A 21,059-nucleotide genomic window follows, 5' to 3' on the forward strand; every position below is an offset into this window, starting at 1 on the left:
ACAAAGAAAGGGGCAAAGAAAATGGACCGGATGAACGTATGGATGACCTATGATCTTGCAATGCAGAAAGCCTGCTATGATTTTGCAGAGCGCTATAAGAAGTTTCTCAGCGAGGGAAAGACGGAGCGCGAAGTCGTCGATCTCGTTGTGAACGAGGTGGAGGCAAAGGGATTTGTCGAGCTTGGCCGCGCCGCCGCGAAGGGCAGGAAGCTGAAGCCGGGAGATACGGTTTACAGCGTATGGATGAACAAATCCATTGTCCTGTTCCGCATCGGCAGCGAGCCGCTGGAGAACGGTCTCAATATCCTCGGCGCGCATATCGACTCCCCGCGCATCGACGTCAAGCAGAATCCGATGTATGAGGCGGGCGGCTTTTCCCTCATGGACACGCATTACTACGGAGGGATCAAAAAGTATCAGTTCGTCGCGATGCCTCTTGCCATTCACGGCGTCGTGGTGAAGAAGAGCGGAGAGACCGTCGTCCTTAATATCGGAGAGGATGAAGACGATCCGGTGTTCTTCGTCTCGGATCTGCTGATTCATCTTGCGCAGGAGCAGATGGAGAAAAAGGCGGGCAAGGTCATAGAGGGCGAGGCTCTTGATATCATCGTCGGGAACAAGCCGCTCATCATCGACGCAAAGAGCACGGCCGGCAGCAAGAACAAGAAAGCGCCGGCAAAGGATGCGGTTAAGGACGCCGTTCTCGCAATTCTGAAAGACAGCTACGGCTTTGAGGAAAAGGACTTCGAGTCCGCCGAGCTGGAGATCGTCCCGGCGGGAAAGGCGAGGGATGCCGGCTTTGACAGGAGTATGGTGCTGGGCTACGGGCACGACGACCGTGTGTGCGCCTATCCCTCTCTGGAGGCGCTGATCGACACCCCAGACGTGTCCCGCACCAGCGTGTGCCTTCTCGTGGACAAGGAGGAGATCGGTTCTGTCGGCGCGACGGGGATGCAGTCCCGCTTCTTTGAAAACGCGCTGGCGGAGCTCATGAACCTCACCGGCGAATACAGCGAGCTGAAGCTCCGCCGCTGCCTTGCGAACAGCTGCATGCTCTCGAGCGATGTATCGAGTGCCTATGATCCCAGCTACGCATCGAGCTTTGACGAGAAGAACGTCGCGTACCTCGGCCGCGGCATGGTGTTCAACAAGTTCACCGGTTCGCGCGGAAAATCAGGCTCCAACGATGCCAATGCGGAGTATATCGCCCACCTGCGCAGCATTCTGGAGGCGGCGGATATCCAGACCCAGACGGCCGAGCTCGGCAAGGTGGATCTGGGCGGCGGCGGAACCATCGCCTATATTCTGGCGCTCTACGGCATGAACGTCATCGACAGCGGCGTTCCGGTCCTCAACATGCACGCGCCCTTTGAGGCGATCAGTAAGGCGGATCTCTATGAGGCGTACCGCGGGTACTGCGAGTTTCTTAAAAGCTGCTCCATGCGGAACGAGTGAGCCTCGATGATGATGCAGAACAATAACAATATCCCTGCGGTTCCGGCAGGCTATTCCACGGCGGATTATGCCTTTGATCTGCCAAAGGAGCTGATCGCGCAGGATCCGTATGCCCGGAGAGACGAGGCGAGGCTCCTTTGCCTCCGCCGTGAGAGCGGCGCTCTGGAGCATCGGATCTTCCGCGATGTCATCGACTATCTGAATCCCGGAGAGACGCTGGTTCTCAACAATACGAGAGTGATACCGGCGCGTCTTCTCGGGGCCAAGGCGGACACCGGCGCGGCGGCGGAGCTCCTTTTGCTGAAGCGCCGTTCGGGCGATGTGTGGGAGACGCTGGTCCGCCCCGGGAAAAAGCTCCGTCCCGGCGCGCGGGTCGTCTTCGGAGACGGGCGCCTCACGGCGGAAATTCTCGATGTGATGGAGGAGGGAAACCGCCTCGCGCGTTTTCAGTACGAGGGCATCTTTGAGGAGGTGCTGGATCAGCTCGGAGAGATGCCGCTTCCTCCCTACATCACGCACCGGCTCGAAAATCCCGCCATGTACAATACCGTGTACGCGAAATACGACGGCTCTGCCGCCGCGCCGACAGCGGGGCTCCATTTCACGGAGGAGCTGCTGGACAGGATTCGCGCAAAGGGCGTGAATATCGTCTATGTCACGCTTCATGTGGGGCTCGGCACGTTCCGTCCGGTCAAGGTGGACGACGTGCGGGAACATCACATGCACACGGAGTGGTATAAGGTTGCGCCGGAGGCGGCCGGACTCATCAATCGCACACGGGCGGCGGGCAGGCGCGTCATCTGCGTCGGCACCACGAGCTGCCGGACCGTGGAGAGCGCGGCCGGAGAGGACGGCATGGTGCGCGCCGGAGCCGATAACACATCTATTTTTATCTATCCCGGCTACCGTTTCCGGGTCATGGACGGGCTCATCACCAATTTCCATCTGCCGGAATCGACGCTGATCATGCTGGTCTCGGCCTTTGCCGGGCGCGAAGCCGTGCTGAACGCGTACCGGACGGCCGTGGAGCAGCGCTATCACTTTTTCAGCTTCGGGGATGCGATGCTGATACTCTGAGCGAGGCCATATCCGCAAAAAAATCCGGATAGCTTATGGCGACGCAGCGTTCGTTGTCGAGCGTTGTTTCGCCCTCCGCAATGAGCGAGGCGACGGCAAAGCTCATGGCGATACGGTGGTCGTCCCGGCAGCGGATCAGAGCGCCGGAGAGGGGACGTCCGCCCTCGATGATCATGCCGTCGGCGGCGGCTTCGGCCCGGCAGCCCATGGAAAGAAGATTTTCCGTGACGGAGGCGATGCGGTCCGATTCCTTGACACGGAGCTCGGCTGCGTCGTGGATGACGGTTTGCCCCTCCGCGGCTGCGGCCGCCACGGCAATGACCGGAAGCTCGTCGATGAGCGTCGGGATGAGCTCTCCCTCAATCACTGTCCCATGGAGCGCGCTGTGCCGGACCAGAAGATCGCAGACCGGTTCGCCTCCGCTGTTTCTTTCATTCAGCGCGGTGATATCGCCGCCCATGCGGCGGAGTACTTCGAGGATGCCGCTGCGGGTCGGGTTCACGCCGATATTTTTAAGAAGCAGCTCGGAGCCGGGAACGAGGAGGGCCGCCGTGATGAAATAGGCGGCGGAGGAAATGTCTCCGGGAACCTCTATATCCCGGGTGGAGAGCCGGTCCGCCGGCTCGATGGTGATGTAAAAGCCATCCTCCCGGCGCTCGGTCGTCACCGAAGCGCCGAGCGCCTGCAGCATACGCTCGGAGTGATCGCGGGACAGTGCGGGCTCTATGACCGTGGAGGCGCCGTCCGCGTAGAGACCGGCGCAGAGCACGGCGGACTTGACCTGCGCCGAGGCGACGGAAGAGCGCCATGTGATTCCGTGCAGGGGCGAGCCGGAGATGCGGAGCGGGGCGCAGTTTTCCTGTCTGAGGCCGACAATTTCCGCGCCCATCTGCGTCAGCGGCTCGATCACGCGGCGCATGGGCCTGCGGCAGATCGACTCGTCTCCGGAGAGAATGGTGGTAAACGGCTGGGCTGCGAGGACACCGCAGAGGATACGGGTGGTTGTCCCGCTGTTTCCGGTAAAGAGCTCCTGCGGATCGGAGGAGGGAAGCAGACCGTGCAGCCCTCGACCGAAGACTGTGACCTCGCCGGAGCCTCTGTCTGCCTCGATCGCGATGCCGAGCCTCCGGAAGCAGTCGATGGTCGAGAGGCAGTCCGCTCCGCTCAGAAAATTCATGATGCGCGTCCTGCCGTCTGCGAGCGCGCCGAAGATGACCGCGCGGTGCGAGACGGATTTGTCTCCGGGGACGGACAGCCCGCCCCGCAGAGGAGAAGCAGCTTTCTGAAGTCTTATCATAATCATCACCATGCCGAAGCACTCCCGGCGAGGCACGCGCCGCAGGCACCCCGCGCCGAGGTTTTGCGGCTGCGGTGGGGGTTGTTTGGCTTCGGGACAAACAGCCGTGTGAAATGTACTATGCCGTGAAGCGAAAGTTCTGTCCGGACAGAAGCTCCTTTGCCTGCTCCATCCCCTCCCGGGTGTGGAATTCCAGCGTCAGGACGCCCTCCTGATATTCCCGGCTGTGCACAATGCCGAGGTTTTTGATGTTGATGTCCTTTTCGGCGATGAGGCCGGTGACCTCCGCGATGGCATGCGGCCTGTCGGGAATGCTGATGTGAAGCGCAAAGCTCTGCATGATGGGGCCGCTGCAGCTTCCGAAAAAGCTGTCCCGGTATTCCCTCGCCCCGTCAAAAAGCCGGAAGAGAGCGTCGTCGTCTCTGTCTGCAATGTTTTCTCTGGCCTGTGCGAGTTCTGCGATATAGCGATCCAGCAGGGGCAGTATGCTGTCCCTGTTGGAGAGACAGATCTGCTGCCACATGACGGGGGAGGAGGATGAAATTCTGGTGATGTCCTTAAACCCCCCGGCCGCGATCATCTTCATGATGCCGTCCGGCGTGTCGGCATCACGGACAAGGTTGACCAGCGCGGCGGAAACGATGTGCGGCAGATGGCTCACCGCGGCGGTGGCATAGTCGTGCAGCTCCTCCGGAAGAACCAGCGGGAGCGCGCCGAGCGACTGCACGAGCTCCCGCAAAAGCCGGCGTTTTTCCTCCGGCACGGCGGGCTCCGGCGTGAGGATATAATATGCGTTTTCAAGAAGCTCCGCCCGGGAGTTCCGATATTTGGTCCGTTCGCTCCCCGTCATGGGATGCCCGCCGATAAACTGCTTTTCCAGCCCCGCGTCGCGGACGGCGCGGTGGATATCCGTCTTGACGCTGCCGATATCGGTCAGTATCGCGTCCGGGGAGAGATACGGCAGAATCGCTGCAACATTCTCTTCATTGCAGCGGACCGGCGCGCAGAGGAATATGACGTCGCAGTCGGCAAAGCGTTCATCCGGAGAGGCGGCCGCCGCATCGGCTACGCCGTCCGCGAGCGCCTCGTCAAGCGAGCTTCTGCTCGGATTGCAGGCGATGATGCGAGCATCCGGGTGACAGCGGCGTATCGCCTTTGCGATGGAGCCGCCGATCAGTCCCAGTCCGATGAAGCCGTAAGTATTTCCGCTGCGTTCCGGCATGCTTTCCCTCCAAAAAATGAGCAATAAAAATATTCGGAAATCCGATTTTTCAATTCTCTTTTCTGATTTTCAGTTCTCTTTTGTATATCACTTTAACGCGGTAAAGTCAATGCCGGAGGCCGTGTGCCGAGGGAAACTCCCATGAGATCGGAGGAGCACTTTTTGTATGAATTGATGAGCCTTGCTTTTCACCACGGGCCGGACATGACGTGAATATGCATAATATTACTTGTCTGCGGGATATTATTTTAGTAGAATATCCTCATGGGCCTGCCGCAGGAACCGGCCGTTGCCGGATGAATGCCGCGGAAAGTGCTCAATTTCAGCGACTGGAGGAAAGTCATCATGAAAGTGTACACCACAGACAGGATACGGAATGTCGTACTGCTGGGCCACGGCAGCGCCGGCAAGACGACGCTCTGCGAGGCGATGTGCTATCTGGCGGGAGTGACGTCCAGAATGGGGAAGATTGCCGACGGAAATACGGTCAGCGATTTCAATAAGTTGGAGCAGAAGCGCGGCATCTCCATCAACACCTCGGTCATTCCTCTGGAGTGGAATGATTATAAGATCAATATTCTTGATACCCCCGGTTATTTCGATTTTGTCGGAGAGGTGGAGCAGGCACTCAGCGTCGCCGACGCGGCGATCATCGTCGTCTCCGGCAAGGACGGCGTGCAGGTCGGCACGGAAAAGGCATGGGAGCTCTGTGAGAAGTTCCATCTGCCCCGTATGTTCTTTGTGACGGAAATGGATATCGACAGCGCCTCCTACCGCGAGGTGGTCGAGGCTCTGACGGCGGCCTACGGAAAGAAAATCGCACCGTTCAATCTTCCGATCCGCGAGAATGAACAGCTGGCGGGCTATGTCAACGTCATTCAGGAAAAAGGCTTCCGCTATGAGGGAAAGGATGCCGTCCCCTGCGACGTGCCCGATTACAGCGTGCAGTACATGAACGACTACCGCGACACGCTGATGGAGGCGGTCGCCGAGACCTCCGAGGAGTTCATGGACCGCTATTTTTCGGGCGAGACCTTTTCCGAGGCTGAGATCCGCTCGGCGGTCCGCGGCAACATACTCGACGGCTCGATCGTGCCGGTGGAGATGGGCTCGGGCATCGAGTGCAAGGGCGTCTACACGCTGCTCGACGACATCGTGAAATATCTTCCGTCGGCGGAATCGCGCAAGATGAACGGCATCAATCTCAAGACCAATGAGATTTTTGAGGCGAATTTCGATTTTGCCAAGGCGAAGACAGCGTTCATTTTCAAGACGATTGTCGACCCGTTTATCGGCCGTTATTCACTCATTAAAGTCCGCTCCGGCGTCTTCAAGACCGACGATCTCGTCTACAATTCCCGTACCGGCGAGGAAGCGAGAATCGGCAAGCTCTTTGTCCTTATGGGGAACAAATCCTCCGAGGTTTCCGAGCTTCACGCCGGCGATCTGGGCGCGCTGGCGAAGTTCGGCGACGCCATGACAGGGGATACGCTCTCCACCAAGGCGGTCCCCGTACAGTATGCGCCGATGGATCTTTCGACGCCCTATACCTATATCCGCTACCGCGCGAAGAACAAGGACGAGATCGACAAGGTTCAGCAGGCTCTCGGGAAGCTGATGGCCGAGGATCCGACGTTCCGGGCGGTCAACGATTCGGAGAACCGTCAGACCCTGCTGTACGGCATCGGCGATCTGCAGCTCGACGTCGTCCGTGAGCGCCTGAAAGAGGAGTACCGTGTGGAAATCGAGACGGAGCGGCCCAAGGTGGCGTTCCGCGAGACGATACGAAAGACATCGGACGTCGAATACAAATATAAGAAGCAGACCGGCGGCCACGGCCAGTACGGACATGTCAAAATGAAATTCAGCCCCTCCGGAAATCTGGACGAGCCCTATGAGTTCGATGAAGAGGTGGTGGGCGGCTCCGTCCCGAAGAACTTCTTCCCGGCGGTGGAAAAGGGCATTGCCGATTCGGTGGAGCGCGGGCCTCTGGCGGCGTATCCCGTGGTCGGCGTCCGGGCCGTTCTGTACGACGGCTCCTATCATCCGGTGGATTCCTCGGAGATGGCGTTCAAGACAGCGGCGAGACAGGCATTCAAGCAGGGCTTTATGGAAGCGGGTCCGGTTCTGATGGAGCCGATCGTGAGTCTCCATGTGACGATACCGGACAGCTATACCGGCGACGTCATGGGCGACCTCAACAAGCGCCGCGGCCGTGTCCTCGGCATGACGCCGGTGGCGGGCGGCAGGCAGACCATCGACGCCGATGTTCCGCAGATGGAGCTGTTTGATTACTGCACCGTGCTGCGTTCCATGACGGGAGGACGGGGCGACTACGCCTACGAATTCTCAAGATACGAGCAGGCCCCCTCGGAGATACAGACCGCGGAGGTGGCGGCGAGAGCGGCCAAGGTGGCGGAGGGCTACGCGGAGGACTGATCCGATCCGGTGCGGCCGGGCGGAAATATCGCGAAATCCCGAAATATCGGAAAAACCTGAATGGATACAGGGGAGCGGACCGGGCGACCGGCCCGCTCCTTTTGCCGCGGAACTCCGGCGGATGTCGGCGGGGCGTCTGCCGCGGGACTCCGGCCGGAATAATTGACACCGCCCGGATGGGTGGTTAGAATGAAATGAATTGCTGTATCTATAATATCCCGCATGGAGGCTGGAAATGACGGAACCATATAATCATCTGGAAATTGAGGAGAAATGGCGCAGAAACTGGGAGGAAAACCCGGTCAATGTAAATGACGGCAAAAAGTCCAAATATTACTGTCTGGACATGTTTCCGTATCCCTCCGGCGCAGGACTCCACGTCGGTCACTGGAGAGGCTATGTGATCTCGGATGTGTGGAGCCGCTATCAGCTCATGCATGGGAAGTATGTGATCCATCCGATGGGCTGGGATGCGTTTGGCCTGCCTGCGGAAAACTATGCGATCAAAACCGGTCAGCACCCCTCTGTTTCCACGGCGGCGAATATTGCGGGCATTAAGAAGCAGGTAAAGCAGATCGGCGCCATCTATGACTGGGATATGGAGCTGAACACGACGGATCCCGCGTTTTACCGGTGGACGCAGTGGATTTTTGTCCAGATGTTCAAAAAAGGACTCGCCTACGAAAAGGAAATGCCCCTCAACTGGTGTCCAAACTGCAAGGCGGTTCTGGCCAACGAGGAGGTTGTAAACGGGAAATGCGAGCGCTGCGGCGCGGAGGTCACCAAAAAGAATCTGCGCCAGTGGATGCTGAAGATTACGGCCTATGCGGATCGGCTCCTCGAGGGCCTCGATTCTCTCGACTGGCCGGACAAGGTCAAGAAGATGCAGAGCGAATGGATCGGCCGCTCCTACGGGGCGGAGGTGAACTTTGGTCTTGCGGGCCGGGAGGAGAGCATCACGGTTTATACGACCCGTCCCGATACGCTCTGGGGAGCGACCTTTATGGTGCTCTCGCCCGAGCATGCACTGGTGCCCGTCATTACCTCTCCGGAGCAGACAGCGGCGGTCGAGGCTTACTGCGCGGATGCGGCGAATAAATCGAACGTCGACCGCGTGCAGGCCAAGGACAAGACCGGCGTGTGGACCGGCGCGTATGCGGTCAATCCTCTGAACAATGCAAAAGTTCCGGTGTGGATCTCGGATTATGTGCTTGCCGATTACGGTACAGGCGCAATCATGTGCGTTCCGGCGCACGATGAGCGGGACTGGGATTTTGCAAAGAAATTTGATCTGCCGATCATTCCCGTCATCAGCCCTGACGGAAACGATATGCAGAATATAACGGAGCCCTATGTCACGGCGGTCGGGACGATGATCAATTCCGGAAGCTGGAACGGCATGAAGTCCGAGAAGCTCAAAAAAGAGGCTCCTGCAATAATTGAAAAGCTGGGCTATGGAAAGAAGACGGTAAATTACAAGCTGCGCGACTGGGTGTTTTCCCGGCAGCGCTACTGGGGCGAGCCGATCCCGATCATTCACTGTCCTCACTGCGGGGCCGTGCCGGTGCCGGAGGATCAGCTTCCCGTCATGCTTCCGAACGTAGAATCCTACCAGCCCACCGACAATGGGGAATCGCCGCTCGCGGCCATCGATGACTGGGTCAACACGACCTGCCCCTGCTGCGGCGCGCCGGCGAAGCGGGAGACCAACACCATGCCCCAGTGGGCGGGCTCCTCGTGGTATTTCCTGCGCTATGTGGACGCGCACAATGAGGATGCTCTGGTCAGCCGGGAAAAGGCCGATGCCTTTCTTCCGGTAGACATGTATATCGGCGGTGTGGAGCACGCGGTGCTTCATCTCCTGTATTCGAGATTCTACACGAAATTCCTGCATGATATCGGAGCGCTTGACTTTGACGAGCCGTTCCAGCGGCTGTTCAATCAGGGCATGATCCTCGGACCCAAGGGAATCAAAATGTCGAAATCGCTTGGCAACGTCGTCTCGCCGGACGATATGATCCGCGATTACGGCTGTGATTCGCTGCGGATGTACGAGCTTTTTATCGGCCCGCCGCAGCAGGACGCGGCATGGGACGACCGCGGAATCGACGGCGTGAACCGTTTCCTCCGCCGCTTCTGGAATCTGTGCGGCGAGCAGTACGCGCAGGATTATCCCGAGACAGCGGAGACGCTGCGGATCCGCAACGGTCTGATCGCGGATATCACGGACCGGCTGACGCGCTTTAATCTCAATACCGCCGTATCGGCCTTTATGGAATGCACAAATCGCATGGCGGCTGCCGGCAACATGGACAGGAAGACGCTCCGCACGGCCGCGCAGCTCATTGCTCCCTTTGCTCCGCATATCGGCGAGGAGCTGTGGCAGAGGATGGGAGGAACCGACTCTGTATTTCACAGCCGCTGGCCTGAGGCGGATCTCGAGGCGATTCGGGAGGATGTGAAAGAGATTGCGGTTCAGGTGAACGGAAAGCTCCGCGGAAAGATCACGATTCCGGTGGATATGGCAAAGGAGGAGGTCATCGCAGAAGCCCGAAGAGAGCTCGACGACCGCCTGACGGGAACCGTTGTCAAGGAAATTTATGTTCCCGGAAAGATCGTCAATATTGTTGTAAAGTAAAATTTTCTTTTTAGAAATAAGAGATAAAGGAAAAAGAGATAAAGAAAAGGCTGACAGAGAAACGCGGAAAAGCGAATCTGTCGGCCTTTCTGACTTGACGGGATATGTTCCTGTGTATACAATAATACAAAAGTGGGTGGAGACGCTGCCGGAGCGTATGTCGTTCCGGGAATGCGCCGTGAAAGAGTTGCAGTGCGGCATGCCGCACTGCAACAGGGAGGATTCGGATATATGCACAGAGATGCGGATGCTTTTGAGAACCGTCCGGTAACCATGAACCGCAGCAACCATCTGCTCTCCATCGAAGAGCACATGTACATCCTTGACGACGTCAAAAAGCCGAACGTGTTCCGGAATATGTTTCCCTATGAGGAGATTCCCAAGATCCCGTTCAACGACCGCATCGTCCCGCACAACATGCCGGAGGATATCTGGATCACGGATACGACATTCCGCGACGGCCAGCAGTCGAGAGCGCCGTACTCCACGGAGCAGATCGTCCATATCTACGATGAGCTGCACCGGCTCGGCGGTCCGAACGGCATGATACGGGCGTCGGAATTTTTTCTGTACAGCAAAAAGGACCGGGACGCCGTTTACCGCTGCATGGAGAGGGGCTACCGCTATCCCGAGGTGACCAGCTGGATCCGCGCGAGCGAGGAGGATTTCCGGCTTGTCCGGGAGATCGGCATGAAAGAGACGGGGATTCTGGTTTCCTGCTCGGATTACCACATCTTTCTGAAGCTGAAGATGACGAGGCGGCAGGCGATGGAGCACTATCTGACCATTATCCGCGACTGCCTCGAGCAGGGCATCAGCCCCCGCTGTCATATGGAGGATATCACGCGGGCGGATATCTACGGCTATGTCGTGCCGTTCTGCCTTGAGCTGATGAAGCTGCAGGAGGAGTACAAAATTCCGGTCAAGATCCGCGCCTGCGATACCATGGGCTACGGCGTGAACTATCCCGGCGCCGTGATTCCGCGTTCTGTGCCGGGCATCATCTACGCGATCCATACGCACGCCGGTGTGCCCAACGAGCAGATCGAGTGGCACGGACACAATGATTTTTACAAGGCGGTCGTCAACTCCTCGACGGCTTGGCTGTACGGCTGCTGCGGGGTCAACACCTCGCTCTTCGGAATCGGCGAGCGCACCGGCAACACGCCGCTGGAGGCCATGGTGTTTGAGTACGCGCAGTTCAAGGGCGGCCTGAACGGCATGGACACGACGGTCATCACGGATCTCGCGCAGTATTACGAGAAAGAGATCGGCTATCCGATCCCGCCGATGACGCCGTTTGTCGGAAAAAACTTCAATGTGACAAGAGCCGGCATTCACGCGGACGGCCTGCTCAAGAACGAGGAGATTTACAATGTATTCGATACGGACAAATTTCTGAAGCGCCCTCCGGTCGCGGCGGTCTCGAATACCTCGGGACTGGCCGGGGTGGCGCTCTGGATCAACAACAATTACAGTCTGCCGGAGGAACGGCAGGTGAGCAAGTCCGACGCGCTGGTCAGGCGCGTAAAGGAGTGGGTCGACGACCAGTATGCGGGCGGCCGTGTGACGGTGCTGACCGATGCGGAGCTGCAGATTGTGGTCGATGCCTGCGCAAGGGAGCTCGGCGTGGAGCTGGTCTGAGCGGCAGGAAAAGCAGGAGAAGAAAGAGCGATGCGGGAATATAATGTAAAAAATGAGGTTTCGGACAGGTATTCGCTCCGGGGACGGGTCTTTACCCGTATCCGGGAGGATATTCTGAACGGAAAATACCAGGAGCATGAAGAGCTGAAAGAGCTTGCGATCGGCGAGGAGATGGGAGTTTCCCGCACGCCGGTCCGCGAGGCGTTCCGCCAGCTCGAGCTGGAGGGTCTGATTCAGATCATTCCCAACCGGGGAGCATACGTCACCGGAATCAGCGCAAAGGATGTCCGGGATATCTACATGATACGCTCCCGGCTCGAGGGGCTGTGCGCGCGCTGGGCCACCGTCAATATCACAGGGGAGCAGCTCGATGAGATGGAGGAGAACGTCTATCTTGCGGAATTTCATGCCGGAAAAGGGCATATGGATCAGATCACGGAGTTGGACAATCGTTTTCATCATATTATGTATGATGCCTGCGGCTCCAAGATGCTCCAGCATCTTCTGATCGACTATCACCAGTATGTGCAGCGCGTCCGGAAGAAGACCCTCTCGACCGTCTCTCGCAGCACCGAGTCCAATAAGGAGCACCGGGCCCTGATGGAGGCGATCCGGGCGGGAAACGCCGATCTCGCGGAACGGCTGGCCCATGAGCATATGCTGAACGCTTACGCCAATATGGAGCGCAGCGGGCTTCTGGACGCGGTCGGAGAGAGCACGCCTGCCGGTGAGAAAAGGAAGAGCGGAACAGGAAAGCAGGACACAGCTCAGGATAGCGATTCCGGAGAGTAAACTTTCCTGAGAACAGATTTCCCGAATGGAGGAGCTATGGACAAGACAGGAACAAAAATAGCGATGAAGACGCCGCTCGTCGAGATGGACGGCGATGAGATGACCCGAGTGATCTGGAGAATGATCAAGGAGGATCTCCTCCTGCCTTATATCGATCTCCGGACGGAATACTATGATCTGGGGCTGCCGCACCGGGACGAGACGGACGATCAGGTCACGGCGGACTCCGCCGAGGCGGCGAAGAAATACGGCGTTGCCGTGAAATGCGCCACCATCACTCCGAATGACGCGAGAGTGAAAGAGTACGGGCTGAAAAAGATGTACAAAAGCCCGAACGGTACGATCCGTGCCGCTCTTGACGGCACCGTATTCCGCGCGCCGATTCTCGTAAAGGGCATTGAGCCGTATGTCCGGAGCTGGAAAAAGCCGATCACGCTTGCTCGCCACGCCTACGGAGACATCTACCGGAATACGGAGCTGCGCGTGCCGGGACCCGGCCGGGCGGAGCTGGTATTCACCGGAGCAGACGGACACGAAGTCCGTCAGCCTGTCTTTGATTTTGCGGAGGCCGGCGTGATTCAGGGAATGCACAACCGCGATTCCTCCATCGAGAGCTTTGCGCGCGCCTGCTTCCGCTACGCGATCTCTGTCCGGGAAGATCTCTGGTTTTCGACCAAGGACACGATATCCAAGATCTATGACGGCCGGTTCCGCGATGTGTTCCAGTCGCTTTATGAGAGGGAATACCGGGAGGAGATGGACCGCATCGGAACAAAATATTTCTACACCCTGATCGATGATGCCGTGGCGCGCGTGATCCGTTCCGAGGGCGGCTTTGTCTGGGCTTTGAAGAATTATGACGGCGATGTGATGAGCGACATGATGGCGGCGGCGTTCGGCTCCCTTGCCATGATGACCTCGATCCTCGTGAGTCCTGACGGCGTTTATGAATACGAGGCGGCTCACGGGACGGTGCAGCGCCATTACTACAAATACCAGAAAGGCGAACCGACCAGCACCAATTCGGTGGCCACAATTTACGCGTGGACCGGCGCGCTCCGGAAGCGGGGAGAACTGGATGCGATCCCGGAGCTGATTCGTTTTGCCGATGCGCTTGACGCCGCCGTGTTGGAGACCATCGAATCGGGCCGCATGACGGGAGACCTCGCGTCGATATCCACGATCCCGGATGCAAAGGTGCTCGGGACGGAGGAGTTTATTCTGGCTGTGCGTGATACGCTGGAGCGGAAGCTCTGAGGGCCGCTTACTCCTCCTGAAGCTCCTCCCACTCTTCATAGAGGCCGGAAAGCTCCGCCTCATTTTCATCCCGCTCTTTCTGAAGACGGGAGAGCAGGACAAGGTCTGTGCCGTTTTCTGCCATTTCTTCGTCGATTTTCCCGTTCCGGGCTTCGAGCTCCGCGATGCGCTCCTCGCATTGCCGGAGCTCGTTCTGTCTCCTGCGGAGCCGGGCCTGTTCTTCTTTCTGCGCTTTCCAGTCCTGCGCGGCGGCGCCTCCCTCCGCGGCGCCGCAGGAGAGGGAGGCCGTGCCCGGGCTTCCCGACGCTTTGGCATCTCTTCCGGGGACGTCCGTCATCCCCGTGACGGCAGCGCCGGCCTTTGCAAGAAGCGCATGTTCCACCTCGGCGGATTTTTCCAGATAAAAGTCATAATTGCCGAAATAGCAGGCGGGCGGCTCCGCATCGCTGTGTCCCGGATAGTCCAGCACAACCCCGCGGGTGAGAGAGAGGATGCGGCTCGCCGTCCGGTTGATGAAATACCGGTCGTGGGACACATAGAACACGGTGCCCTCATAGGAATTCAGTGCGTTTTCAAGAACCTCCCTGGATACCATATCAAGATGGTTTGTCGGCTCGTCGAGAATCAGGAAATTGCACTGGCTGAGCATCAGCTTGGCCAGCGAGACACGGCCCTTTTCCCCGCCGGAGAGCGCAGAAATCTGTTTGAATACTTCCTCTCCGGTAAAGAGAAATGCGGCGAGGAGGTTCCGGATCTGCGTGTTTGTCATGTCCGGATAGGCAAAGGCGATCTCCTCAAAGACCGTGTTCCTGTCGTTCAGAACATGGTGCTCTTGGTCGTAGTAGCCGATGTGGACATTGACGCCGGTTCGGATGAGCCCCTCAAGAGGAGCAAGCAGACCGTTGATCAGGCGCAGCAGCGTTGTTTTGCCGCTCCCGTTGTCTCCGATCAGTGCGACATGCTCTCCGCGGCGGATATCAAAGGAACTATTCCGGAAAAGCGTGTTGTCCCCGAACGCCATTCCCAGCTCCTCGATATGAAGCACGTCGCGGCCGCTCTGAATGCAGGGCTTTAATGTAAAGCGCATCTTGTCGCTTACTTCCTGCGGGCGGTCGAGCACCTCCATCTTTTCCAGCAGCTTTTCCCTCGATTCCGCGCGGCGGATCGATTTTTCCCGGTTGAATTGCCGAAGCTTGCTGATAACCTCCTCCTGACGGCGGATCTCCGCCTGATTGTTCAGCCATGCGTGCATCTGCTCCTCGCGCAGCTTTTTCTTCCTCTCTGCGTAGGAGGAATAGTTCCCGGAAAAAACCATGGAATGCGTATGATCAAGCTCAATGACCTTGGTGACGATGCGGTCAAGGAAATACCGGTCGTGGGAGACGATGAGGACGGCGCTCTTCGACGACAGGAGAAAGCTCTCCAGCCAGCGTATGCTGGCCATGTCAAGGTGATTTGTCGGCTCGTCGAGGATGATGAGATCTGGGCGCTGGAGGAGGAGCTTTCCCAGCGCAACGCGGGTTTTCTGTCCCCCCGAAAGCGTCGAGATGCCCTGATCCTGTTCCTCCCCGGAAAAGCCCAGTCCGTTCAGCACCGCGTTTACCTCGCCGCGCCAGCCGTAGCCGTTTTCGTTCCGGAACTGATCCTGCAGCAAAAGATATTCGTTCATAAGAGAATCCAGATCCGCGCCGGACACCTGCGCCATGCGGGCTTCATATTCCGTGAGCCGCCGCTCCATATCGATGACCGGCTGCTTTACCGCGGTGAGCTCCTCCCGCACCGTGTGTCCGGAATCGACGTTCTGCCTCTGCGCGAGATAGCCGACGCTCAGATCCCTGACGCGGGAGACCGTGCCGGAATCCGGCTCCAGCTCGCCCAGAAGAATCTTAAGAAGCGTGGTTTTTCCGGCGCCGTTGATGCCGATTATGGCGGCCTTTTCTCCTTTTTCGAGCTGAAAGCTGACATCCTGAAGAACCGGCTTCTCAAGAAATGCTTTATGGATATGATGTGTTGCGAGAATCATGAAAAAATACCGTTTCCTTTCAAGCCGGCGGGCTTCTGATCGGGCCGGCGTGCGTTCTGCATCCTAATGTACATGCTGCACTCCGGGGTGTCAAACACATTGACAACAATTTAACAGACGATTATACTAATTGTCAGGAAAATCGGCACAGTTTCACCGGACGGAGGGTTCGCACGTTGGATGAAAAAGAGATTTCACAGGCGGTCATCGGACGGCTTCCGCGGTACTACCGCTATCTGGGCGAACTTAGGAGCGAGGGGACCGAGAGGATATCCTCGCGGGAGCTGAGCCGGCTGATGCATGTCACGGCCTCGCAGATCCGTCAGGATTTCAATAATTTCGGAGGCTTCGGCCAGCAGGGCTACGGCTATAACGTGGAATATCTCTATCAGGAAATCGGGAAGATTCTCGGACTGGATAAGCTCCACAATCTGATCCTTATCGGAGCCGGAAAACTGGGACAGGCGCTGGTCAATTATATGAATTACCGGAACAGAGGCTTTATTTTCCGCGGTGCGTTTGACGTGGGCGAGTCTGTCGTGGGGCGCAGCATCGGTTCGGTGCAGGTCTATCCCATGGAGAAAATGGAGGCCTTTATCCGGAGCCATGATATTGACATCGCCGTTCTCACTGTGCCGAAGACGGAGGCTGCCGCCATTGCGGAGAGGCTCGTGAAATGCAATATCAAGGCGATCTGGAACTTTGCGCATACCGATCTCCCGGTTCCGGAAACCATTCAGGTGGAAAATGTTCATCTGTCGGACAGCCTCATGAAGCTGTCCTACAATCTGCATCGTTTTGAGAACGAGGGCGGAAAATGAACCGGCGAACCGGGCGGGGGAGAGCTTCTGCGGCAGAAAAAACGTGTCTGTCTGCGGCGGCTCTCCTTTTTCACACAGGAGCGGAGAGCGGGACGGAGCGGCTTATGGAATATTTACTGAGCGGAACAGAGATGAGCGCAGCCGATCAATATACGCAGAACGTCATCGGCATCCCCGGCATGGTTCTGATGGAAAGGGCGGCGCTGGCGACGGCGGAGGAGATCGCCGCAAGGCTTCCCGCGAAGAGGCAGGGCCGGCGCAGCAGAGTATGGATCGCTGCGGGCGGCGGAAGCAACGGGGGCGACGGTCTTGCCGTCGGACGTCTCCTCTTAGAGCGTGGATATGAGGTGAGCATTACCGTGCTTCGCAGCGGAGGGCCGCCGGGCTCTCTCTTTGAAAGACAGCGGCGTATTCTTGCGCAGCTTTGCATCCCCTGCGGGAGGGCGGATGCCGAAACACTGGATGGGATTCCGGCAGGCGTTCCGGACGCTGTGGTGGACGCCATATTCGGTACGGGCTTTTCGCGGACGCCGGCGGGTCTGGCTGCTGCCATGATCGAAGCCGTGAACGAGTGCAGAGAGCGGGGCGCAGTGGTGTTTGCCGTCGACATTCCCTCCGGCGTCCGTGCCGGAAACGGAGAAATTCCCGGGGCGGCAGTACAGGCCGATATCACGGTTACCTATGGCTTTCGCAAGCTCGGGCAGCTTCTCTATCCCGGCGCCTCTGCCTGCGGAGAGGTGATACTCCGCGATATCGGCATTCCCGGGGCGGCGGTCCGCGGCGTGACGGAGGACGGGCGGCCCGGCGGCCGAAGCGTTCAGCCGTGCTTTACCATGGATCGGCAGGATATTTCCGCCCTCCTGCTGCGGCGAGGAGATTTTCACAAGGGAAATTACGGAAAAGTGCTGTTTCTTGCGGGGAGCAGAGGCATGGCGGGCGCCGCGCTTCTCTGTGCCGCAGCGGCGTTTCGTTCCGGCGCGGGCATGGTGAGGCTCGTCACGCCGGAGGAGAACCGGGCTGTCCTGCAGGCGGCTCTCCCGGAGGCGACGCTTCACAGCTACGACGGCAAAATAGGCAGGAGCCGCGAGGCAAGAGAGCGCTTCTATGAGGCGCTGCGTGAGGATGTTGACTGGGCGGACTGCATCGCGGCCGGACCGGGAATCGGAAGAAACGAGGTGTCAGCCAAAGCGCTCCGTGCTATACTGGAGCTCGTGGATGAACCGGCCTTTTCCGGCAAAACGCTGGTGGCGGATGCGGATGCCCTGTATTTTCTTGCGTCCGACCCGGGGCTTTTTTCACTCCTTGCGCAGCGGCCGGAATCGGTCTCGCTGATTCTTACGCCTCATCCGGGGGAATATGCCGCGCTGACGGGCCGGGATATTTCCGAGGCCGCGGCGTACGGGGACGCCGGGGAAGAAGCGCTGGTCTCACAGCTCCATGCCGTTCTGGTGCGCAAGAATGCAAGAACACGGATCACGGAGGAGAAGGGCGGACGATTTCTTGTCTCCGCGGGGAACGACGGCATGGCGACCGCCGGCTCGGGAGATGTTCTCTCCGGAATTACTGCGGCGGTCTGCGCAAGGCTTCGTCAGCTGGCCGGAAACGGCAGACCGGACGATATGCTGCCCGCGGAATTTAACGGCAGCCGCGCGTTTGCCGCAGCCTGCGCCGCGGCGCAGCTTCATGCGCTTGCCGGAGATGCCGCCGCGGAGCGCCTCGGAAGAGATTTCATGAAAGCGGGAGATATTGCCGAGTCACTGAGAGTATGGTAATTGCTATGATACACAACGAACATCGGAGGATCCGCGCGGTCGTGGATCTGGATGCTTTGCGCTATAATATGGAGAGTATGCACCGGCGTCTTGCGCCGGGCACAAAGATTGCCGCCGTCATTAAGGCGGACGGCTACGGCTGCGGCGCGGTGCCGGTCGCACGGGCGATCGACGATCTGCCGTACCTCTGGGGATACTGCACCGCCACGATTGAGGAGGCGGAGCTTCTCCGGAAAAGCGGAATCAGACGGCCGGTTCTTCTTCTGGGCTACGTCTTTCCCTTCTGCTATACCCAGCTTGCTCTCGAGGAAATCCGTCCCTCCGTATTCCGGGAGGATATGCTGGAGGAGCTGCGCGGCGCGGCGGAAAAGGCGGGGAGAACCATACGGATCTTTATCGCCGTGGATACCGGCATGACCCGGATCGGGATCCGTCCGGACGACAGCGGGCTTGCCTTTGTGCGGAAAGCCGCCGAAACGCCGGAGCTTGCAATTGAGGGGATTTTCACGCATTTTGCACGGGCCGATGAGGCTGACAAGACGAGCGCCCTGCAGCAGCTTGCGCGCTTCAATGCGTTTACCGGACGGATCGAGCGGGAGCTTGGCCTCCGCATACCGATCCGCACCTGCTCCAACAGCGCCGGTATTCTGGATCTGCCGGAGGCGAATCTTGATATGGTGCGGGCCGGCGTCACGATGTATGGCCTGTGGCCCTCGGAGGCGGTGTCGAGAGCTGCCGCGCCTCTCATGCCCGTGATGTCGCTCTATTCCTCCGTGGTCTATGTTCAGACGGTTCCGGAGGGAACGCCCGTAAGCTACGGCGGAACCTTTGTCACGGAAAAAGAGACGCGCATCGCGACGATCTCGGCGGGATATGACGACGGCTATGCGAGATCCCTTTCAGGGCGCGGAGCGTATGTGCTGATCCGCGGGAAGAGGGCGCCGGTTCTCGGGAGAATCTGCATGGATCAGTTCATGGCGGATGTCACGGATATTCCGCGGGTCTGCGAGGGAGACACCGTCACGCTGATCGGGCGGGACGGGGACGAGCAGATTACGATGGAGCAGCTCGGCGATCTCTCCGGGCGCTTCAATTACGAGTTCCAGTGCTGCATCAGCAAACGGGTTCCCCGGGTCTATCTTCGGGACGGCCGCATCCTGCCCTCCCCGGAATAATTGACTGCGGGAGCGGCGCAGTGCTATAATTTCCGGGTTCATAAGATCGCGGACGATCTGTATTCCACGAAAGAGGTGTGAGGTTTTTATGTCAGGACATTCCAAATTTGCGAACATCAAGCATAAAAAAGAAAAGAACGATGCGGCGAAGGGCAAAATCTTTACCATTATCGGCAGGGAAATCGCTGTCGCGGTCAAGGAGGGAGGCCCGGATCCGAGCAACAATTTCAAGCTCGCTCAGGTGATTCAGAAAGCCAAGGCCAACAATGTTCCCAATGACACCATCGAGCGCGGCATCAAAAAGGCCGCCGGCGATACGGACGGCGTCAATTATCAGGTGAACACCTACGAGGGCTACGGGCCAAGCGGCGTCGCCATCATTGTGGAGACGCTGACCGACAATGCGAACCGCACGGCCTCCGATGTACGCGCAGCCTTTACCAAGGGCGGCGGAAATGTCGGAACGCCCGGCTGCGTTTCCTATATGTTCGACCGAAAAGGACAGATCATCATTGACCGCGAGGAATGTGATCTCTCTGCGGACGAGCTGTTCATGATCGTCGCGGAGGCCGGTGCGGACGACATCAGCGAGGAAGAGGATTCCATTGAAATTCTGACCTCGCCGGAGGCGTTTGAGGAAGTGAGCCGCGCGCTGGAGGCGGAGAATATTCCGTCCGTCTCTGCCGAAATCACCATGATCCCCCAGAACTATGTGGACCTTGCGGACGAGACCGCGGTGAAAGGGATGCGGCGGATCCTTGATAATCTGGATGATTCCGACGACGTGCAGAACGTGTATCACAACTGGAACGAACCCGAGGAGGACTGATCCGGTTTCTTGGCGGCATGCTTCATATGATTTGTCCGCGGCGGACAGGCACCGGGCAGACGGCGTTTTCACAAACGGAGCCGTCGATGCCGGAACGGCCCCGGAATACAATGACCGGATTTTCTCCGGAAATCCCCTCAGGGCACGGGGATTTCCCGCAGAGGTCCGGCATTGCTGTATACAGGAGGATCGACAGTCATGGAAGAGGAGACGAAAGATACGTTTCCCGGCGCAGACCATAAGGCTGGTGAAGACCGGAAAACGGACGGTGCCGCCACAGAATATACCGAATATGAAAAAATTCCGCCGGAGGTGCTCACCGTCGACCGGCTGATCGGCGCGCGTTTCGATGTCGGGCAGAGAGAGGCGCAGAAACCGGAAAGTGAAAACGGCGGACCGATCGTCAATCCGCTTCCGGAGCCGGTCCGGATCTCCCGCGGCCGCATGGAGTTTGACCATCCGGATGCGGCGGGGGCCGGTGCGCCGTCCGGGAACGGTGCGCCGGTCACGGAACCTGCGTTTACATTCGATGTGGATATCGAAGACGGTGACGATTTCGATATCTGATAAGGAGTGCCTTTCGGCGCGTGCCTCGCATAAGGCGCTTCGGCATGGGGA

The 21,059-nt window shown here is 58.5% G+C and carries 15 protein-coding genes; 12 read left to right on the top strand and 3 right to left on the bottom strand.

Annotated elements, in window-relative coordinates:
* Nucleotides 1–21: 21 nt before the first annotated feature.
* Nucleotides 22–1,455, top strand: a complete 1,434-nt coding sequence (locus E0E20_RS03775) for an aminopeptidase (protein ID WP_130836830.1) — start codon at nucleotides 22–24, stop codon at nucleotides 1,453–1,455.
* Between the two features lie 6 nt (nucleotides 1,456–1,461).
* On the top strand, nucleotides 1,462–2,532 hold the full coding sequence (queA, locus tag E0E20_RS03780) for a tRNA preQ1(34) S-adenosylmethionine ribosyltransferase-isomerase QueA (RefSeq protein ID WP_278045054.1): 1,071 nt from the start codon (nucleotides 1,462–1,464) through the stop codon (nucleotides 2,530–2,532).
* Here queA and aroA read toward each other — a convergent pair.
* Together aroA and E0E20_RS03790 are read right to left on the bottom strand one after the other, a co-directional pair.
* Nucleotides 2,501–3,829, bottom strand: coding sequence for a 3-phosphoshikimate 1-carboxyvinyltransferase (aroA, locus tag E0E20_RS03785; protein WP_130836832.1), 1,329 nt, complete (start codon nucleotides 3,827–3,829; stop codon nucleotides 2,501–2,503). The two genes, queA and aroA, sit on opposite strands and share 32 nt — an antisense overlap.
* Nucleotides 3,830–3,947: 118 nt before the next feature.
* Nucleotides 3,948–5,051: a prephenate dehydrogenase gene (locus E0E20_RS03790; RefSeq protein ID WP_130836834.1), complete on the bottom strand. Its 1,104-nt coding sequence runs from the start codon at nucleotides 5,049–5,051 to the stop codon at nucleotides 3,948–3,950.
* Between the two features lie 345 nt (nucleotides 5,052–5,396).
* Between E0E20_RS03790 and E0E20_RS03795 the strand changes: the two genes are divergently transcribed.
* The 5 genes from E0E20_RS03795 to E0E20_RS03815 all read left to right on the top strand — a co-directional run bounded on the left by E0E20_RS03795 (nucleotide 5,397) and on the right by E0E20_RS03815 (nucleotide 13,821).
* Entirely contained in the window at nucleotides 5,397–7,490 is a 2,094-nt protein-coding gene (locus E0E20_RS03795) for an elongation factor G (protein WP_130836836.1), read from the top strand.
* A gap of 235 nt (nucleotides 7,491–7,725) precedes the next feature.
* Nucleotides 7,726–10,128: a leucine--tRNA ligase gene (gene leuS / locus E0E20_RS03800; protein ID WP_130836838.1), complete on the top strand. Its 2,403-nt coding sequence runs from the start codon at nucleotides 7,726–7,728 to the stop codon at nucleotides 10,126–10,128.
* A 231-nt stretch (nucleotides 10,129–10,359) separates the two neighbouring features.
* Complete coding sequence (locus E0E20_RS03805; RefSeq protein ID WP_130836841.1) at nucleotides 10,360–11,772, top strand: 2-isopropylmalate synthase; 1,413 nt, start codon at nucleotides 10,360–10,362, stop codon at nucleotides 11,770–11,772.
* A 30-nt stretch (nucleotides 11,773–11,802) separates the two neighbouring features.
* The gene (locus E0E20_RS03810) at nucleotides 11,803–12,564 is read left to right on the top strand and encodes a GntR family transcriptional regulator (protein WP_130836843.1); all 762 of its coding nucleotides are present in this window, start codon (nucleotides 11,803–11,805) and stop codon (nucleotides 12,562–12,564) included.
* A 36-nt stretch (nucleotides 12,565–12,600) separates the two neighbouring features.
* Nucleotides 12,601–13,821, top strand: coding sequence for an NADP-dependent isocitrate dehydrogenase (locus tag E0E20_RS03815; protein ID WP_207302823.1), 1,221 nt, complete (start codon nucleotides 12,601–12,603; stop codon nucleotides 13,819–13,821).
* A gap of 7 nt (nucleotides 13,822–13,828) precedes the next feature.
* Here E0E20_RS03815 and abc-f read toward each other — a convergent pair whose 3' ends face one another.
* A complete protein-coding gene (abc-f, locus tag E0E20_RS03820) occupies nucleotides 13,829–15,844 on the bottom strand; it encodes a ribosomal protection-like ABC-F family protein (protein WP_130836845.1) in 2,016 nt (671 codons plus the stop codon).
* 176 nt (nucleotides 15,845–16,020) lie between these two features.
* Between abc-f and E0E20_RS03825 the strand changes: the two genes are divergently transcribed.
* The 5 genes from E0E20_RS03825 to E0E20_RS03845 all read left to right on the top strand — a co-directional run bounded on the left by E0E20_RS03825 (nucleotide 16,021) and on the right by E0E20_RS03845 (nucleotide 21,008).
* Nucleotides 16,021–16,665, top strand: coding sequence for a redox-sensing transcriptional repressor Rex (locus E0E20_RS03825; protein WP_130836847.1), 645 nt, complete (start codon nucleotides 16,021–16,023; stop codon nucleotides 16,663–16,665).
* A gap of 104 nt (nucleotides 16,666–16,769) precedes the next feature.
* Entirely contained in the window at nucleotides 16,770–18,437 is a 1,668-nt protein-coding gene (locus E0E20_RS03830) for an NAD(P)H-hydrate dehydratase (RefSeq protein ID WP_165443967.1), read from the top strand.
* Between the two features lie 5 nt (nucleotides 18,438–18,442).
* On the top strand, nucleotides 18,443–19,612 hold the full coding sequence (gene alr / locus E0E20_RS03835; protein WP_130836851.1) for an alanine racemase: 1,170 nt from the start codon (nucleotides 18,443–18,445) through the stop codon (nucleotides 19,610–19,612).
* A gap of 88 nt (nucleotides 19,613–19,700) precedes the next feature.
* Nucleotides 19,701–20,441 carry a YebC/PmpR family DNA-binding transcriptional regulator gene (locus E0E20_RS03840; RefSeq protein WP_130836852.1) on the top strand — a complete coding sequence of 247 codons (741 nt, stop codon included), beginning with the start codon at nucleotides 19,701–19,703 and terminating at the stop codon, nucleotides 20,439–20,441.
* Nucleotides 20,442–20,639: 198 nt separating this feature from the next.
* Nucleotides 20,640–21,008 (top strand): hypothetical protein, encoded by a 369-nt coding sequence (locus E0E20_RS03845; protein ID WP_130836853.1) that lies wholly within the window; start codon nucleotides 20,640–20,642, stop codon nucleotides 21,006–21,008.
* The last annotated feature ends 51 nt before the right edge of the window (nucleotides 21,009–21,059 follow it).

It is taken from the genome of Lachnoclostridium sp. Marseille-P6806 (assembly GCF_900625025.1).
Lineage (GTDB): Bacteria > Bacillota > Clostridia > Lachnospirales > Lachnospiraceae > CAG-791.

What these genes read in the sequence shown, in the direction of transcription:
- E0E20_RS03775 (WP_130836830.1), top strand. Translation starts at nt 22, where the DNA reads ATGGACCGGATGAACGTATGGATGACCTATGATCTTGCAATGCAGAAA.
- queA (WP_278045054.1), top strand. Translation starts at nt 1,462, where the DNA reads ATGATGATGCAGAACAATAACAATATCCCTGCGGTTCCGGCAGGCTAT.
- aroA (WP_130836832.1), bottom strand. Translation starts at nt 3,829, where the DNA reads ATGATAAGACTTCAGAAAGCTGCTTCTCCTCTGCGGGGCGGGCTGTCC.
- E0E20_RS03790 (WP_130836834.1), bottom strand. Translation starts at nt 5,051, where the DNA reads ATGCCGGAACGCAGCGGAAATACTTACGGCTTCATCGGACTGGGACTG.
- E0E20_RS03795 (WP_130836836.1), top strand. Translation starts at nt 5,397, where the DNA reads ATGAAAGTGTACACCACAGACAGGATACGGAATGTCGTACTGCTGGGC.
- leuS (WP_130836838.1), top strand. Translation starts at nt 7,726, where the DNA reads ATGACGGAACCATATAATCATCTGGAAATTGAGGAGAAATGGCGCAGA.
- E0E20_RS03805 (WP_130836841.1), top strand. Translation starts at nt 10,360, where the DNA reads ATGCACAGAGATGCGGATGCTTTTGAGAACCGTCCGGTAACCATGAAC.
- E0E20_RS03810 (WP_130836843.1), top strand. Translation starts at nt 11,803, where the DNA reads ATGCGGGAATATAATGTAAAAAATGAGGTTTCGGACAGGTATTCGCTC.
- E0E20_RS03815 (WP_207302823.1), top strand. Translation starts at nt 12,601, where the DNA reads ATGGACAAGACAGGAACAAAAATAGCGATGAAGACGCCGCTCGTCGAG.
- abc-f (WP_130836845.1), bottom strand. Translation starts at nt 15,844, where the DNA reads ATGATTCTCGCAACACATCATATCCATAAAGCATTTCTTGAGAAGCCG.
- E0E20_RS03830 (WP_165443967.1), top strand. Translation starts at nt 16,770, where the DNA reads ATGGAATATTTACTGAGCGGAACAGAGATGAGCGCAGCCGATCAATAT.
- alr (WP_130836851.1), top strand. Translation starts at nt 18,443, where the DNA reads ATGATACACAACGAACATCGGAGGATCCGCGCGGTCGTGGATCTGGAT.
- E0E20_RS03840 (WP_130836852.1), top strand. Translation starts at nt 19,701, where the DNA reads ATGTCAGGACATTCCAAATTTGCGAACATCAAGCATAAAAAAGAAAAG.
- E0E20_RS03845 (WP_130836853.1), top strand. Translation starts at nt 20,640, where the DNA reads ATGGAAGAGGAGACGAAAGATACGTTTCCCGGCGCAGACCATAAGGCT.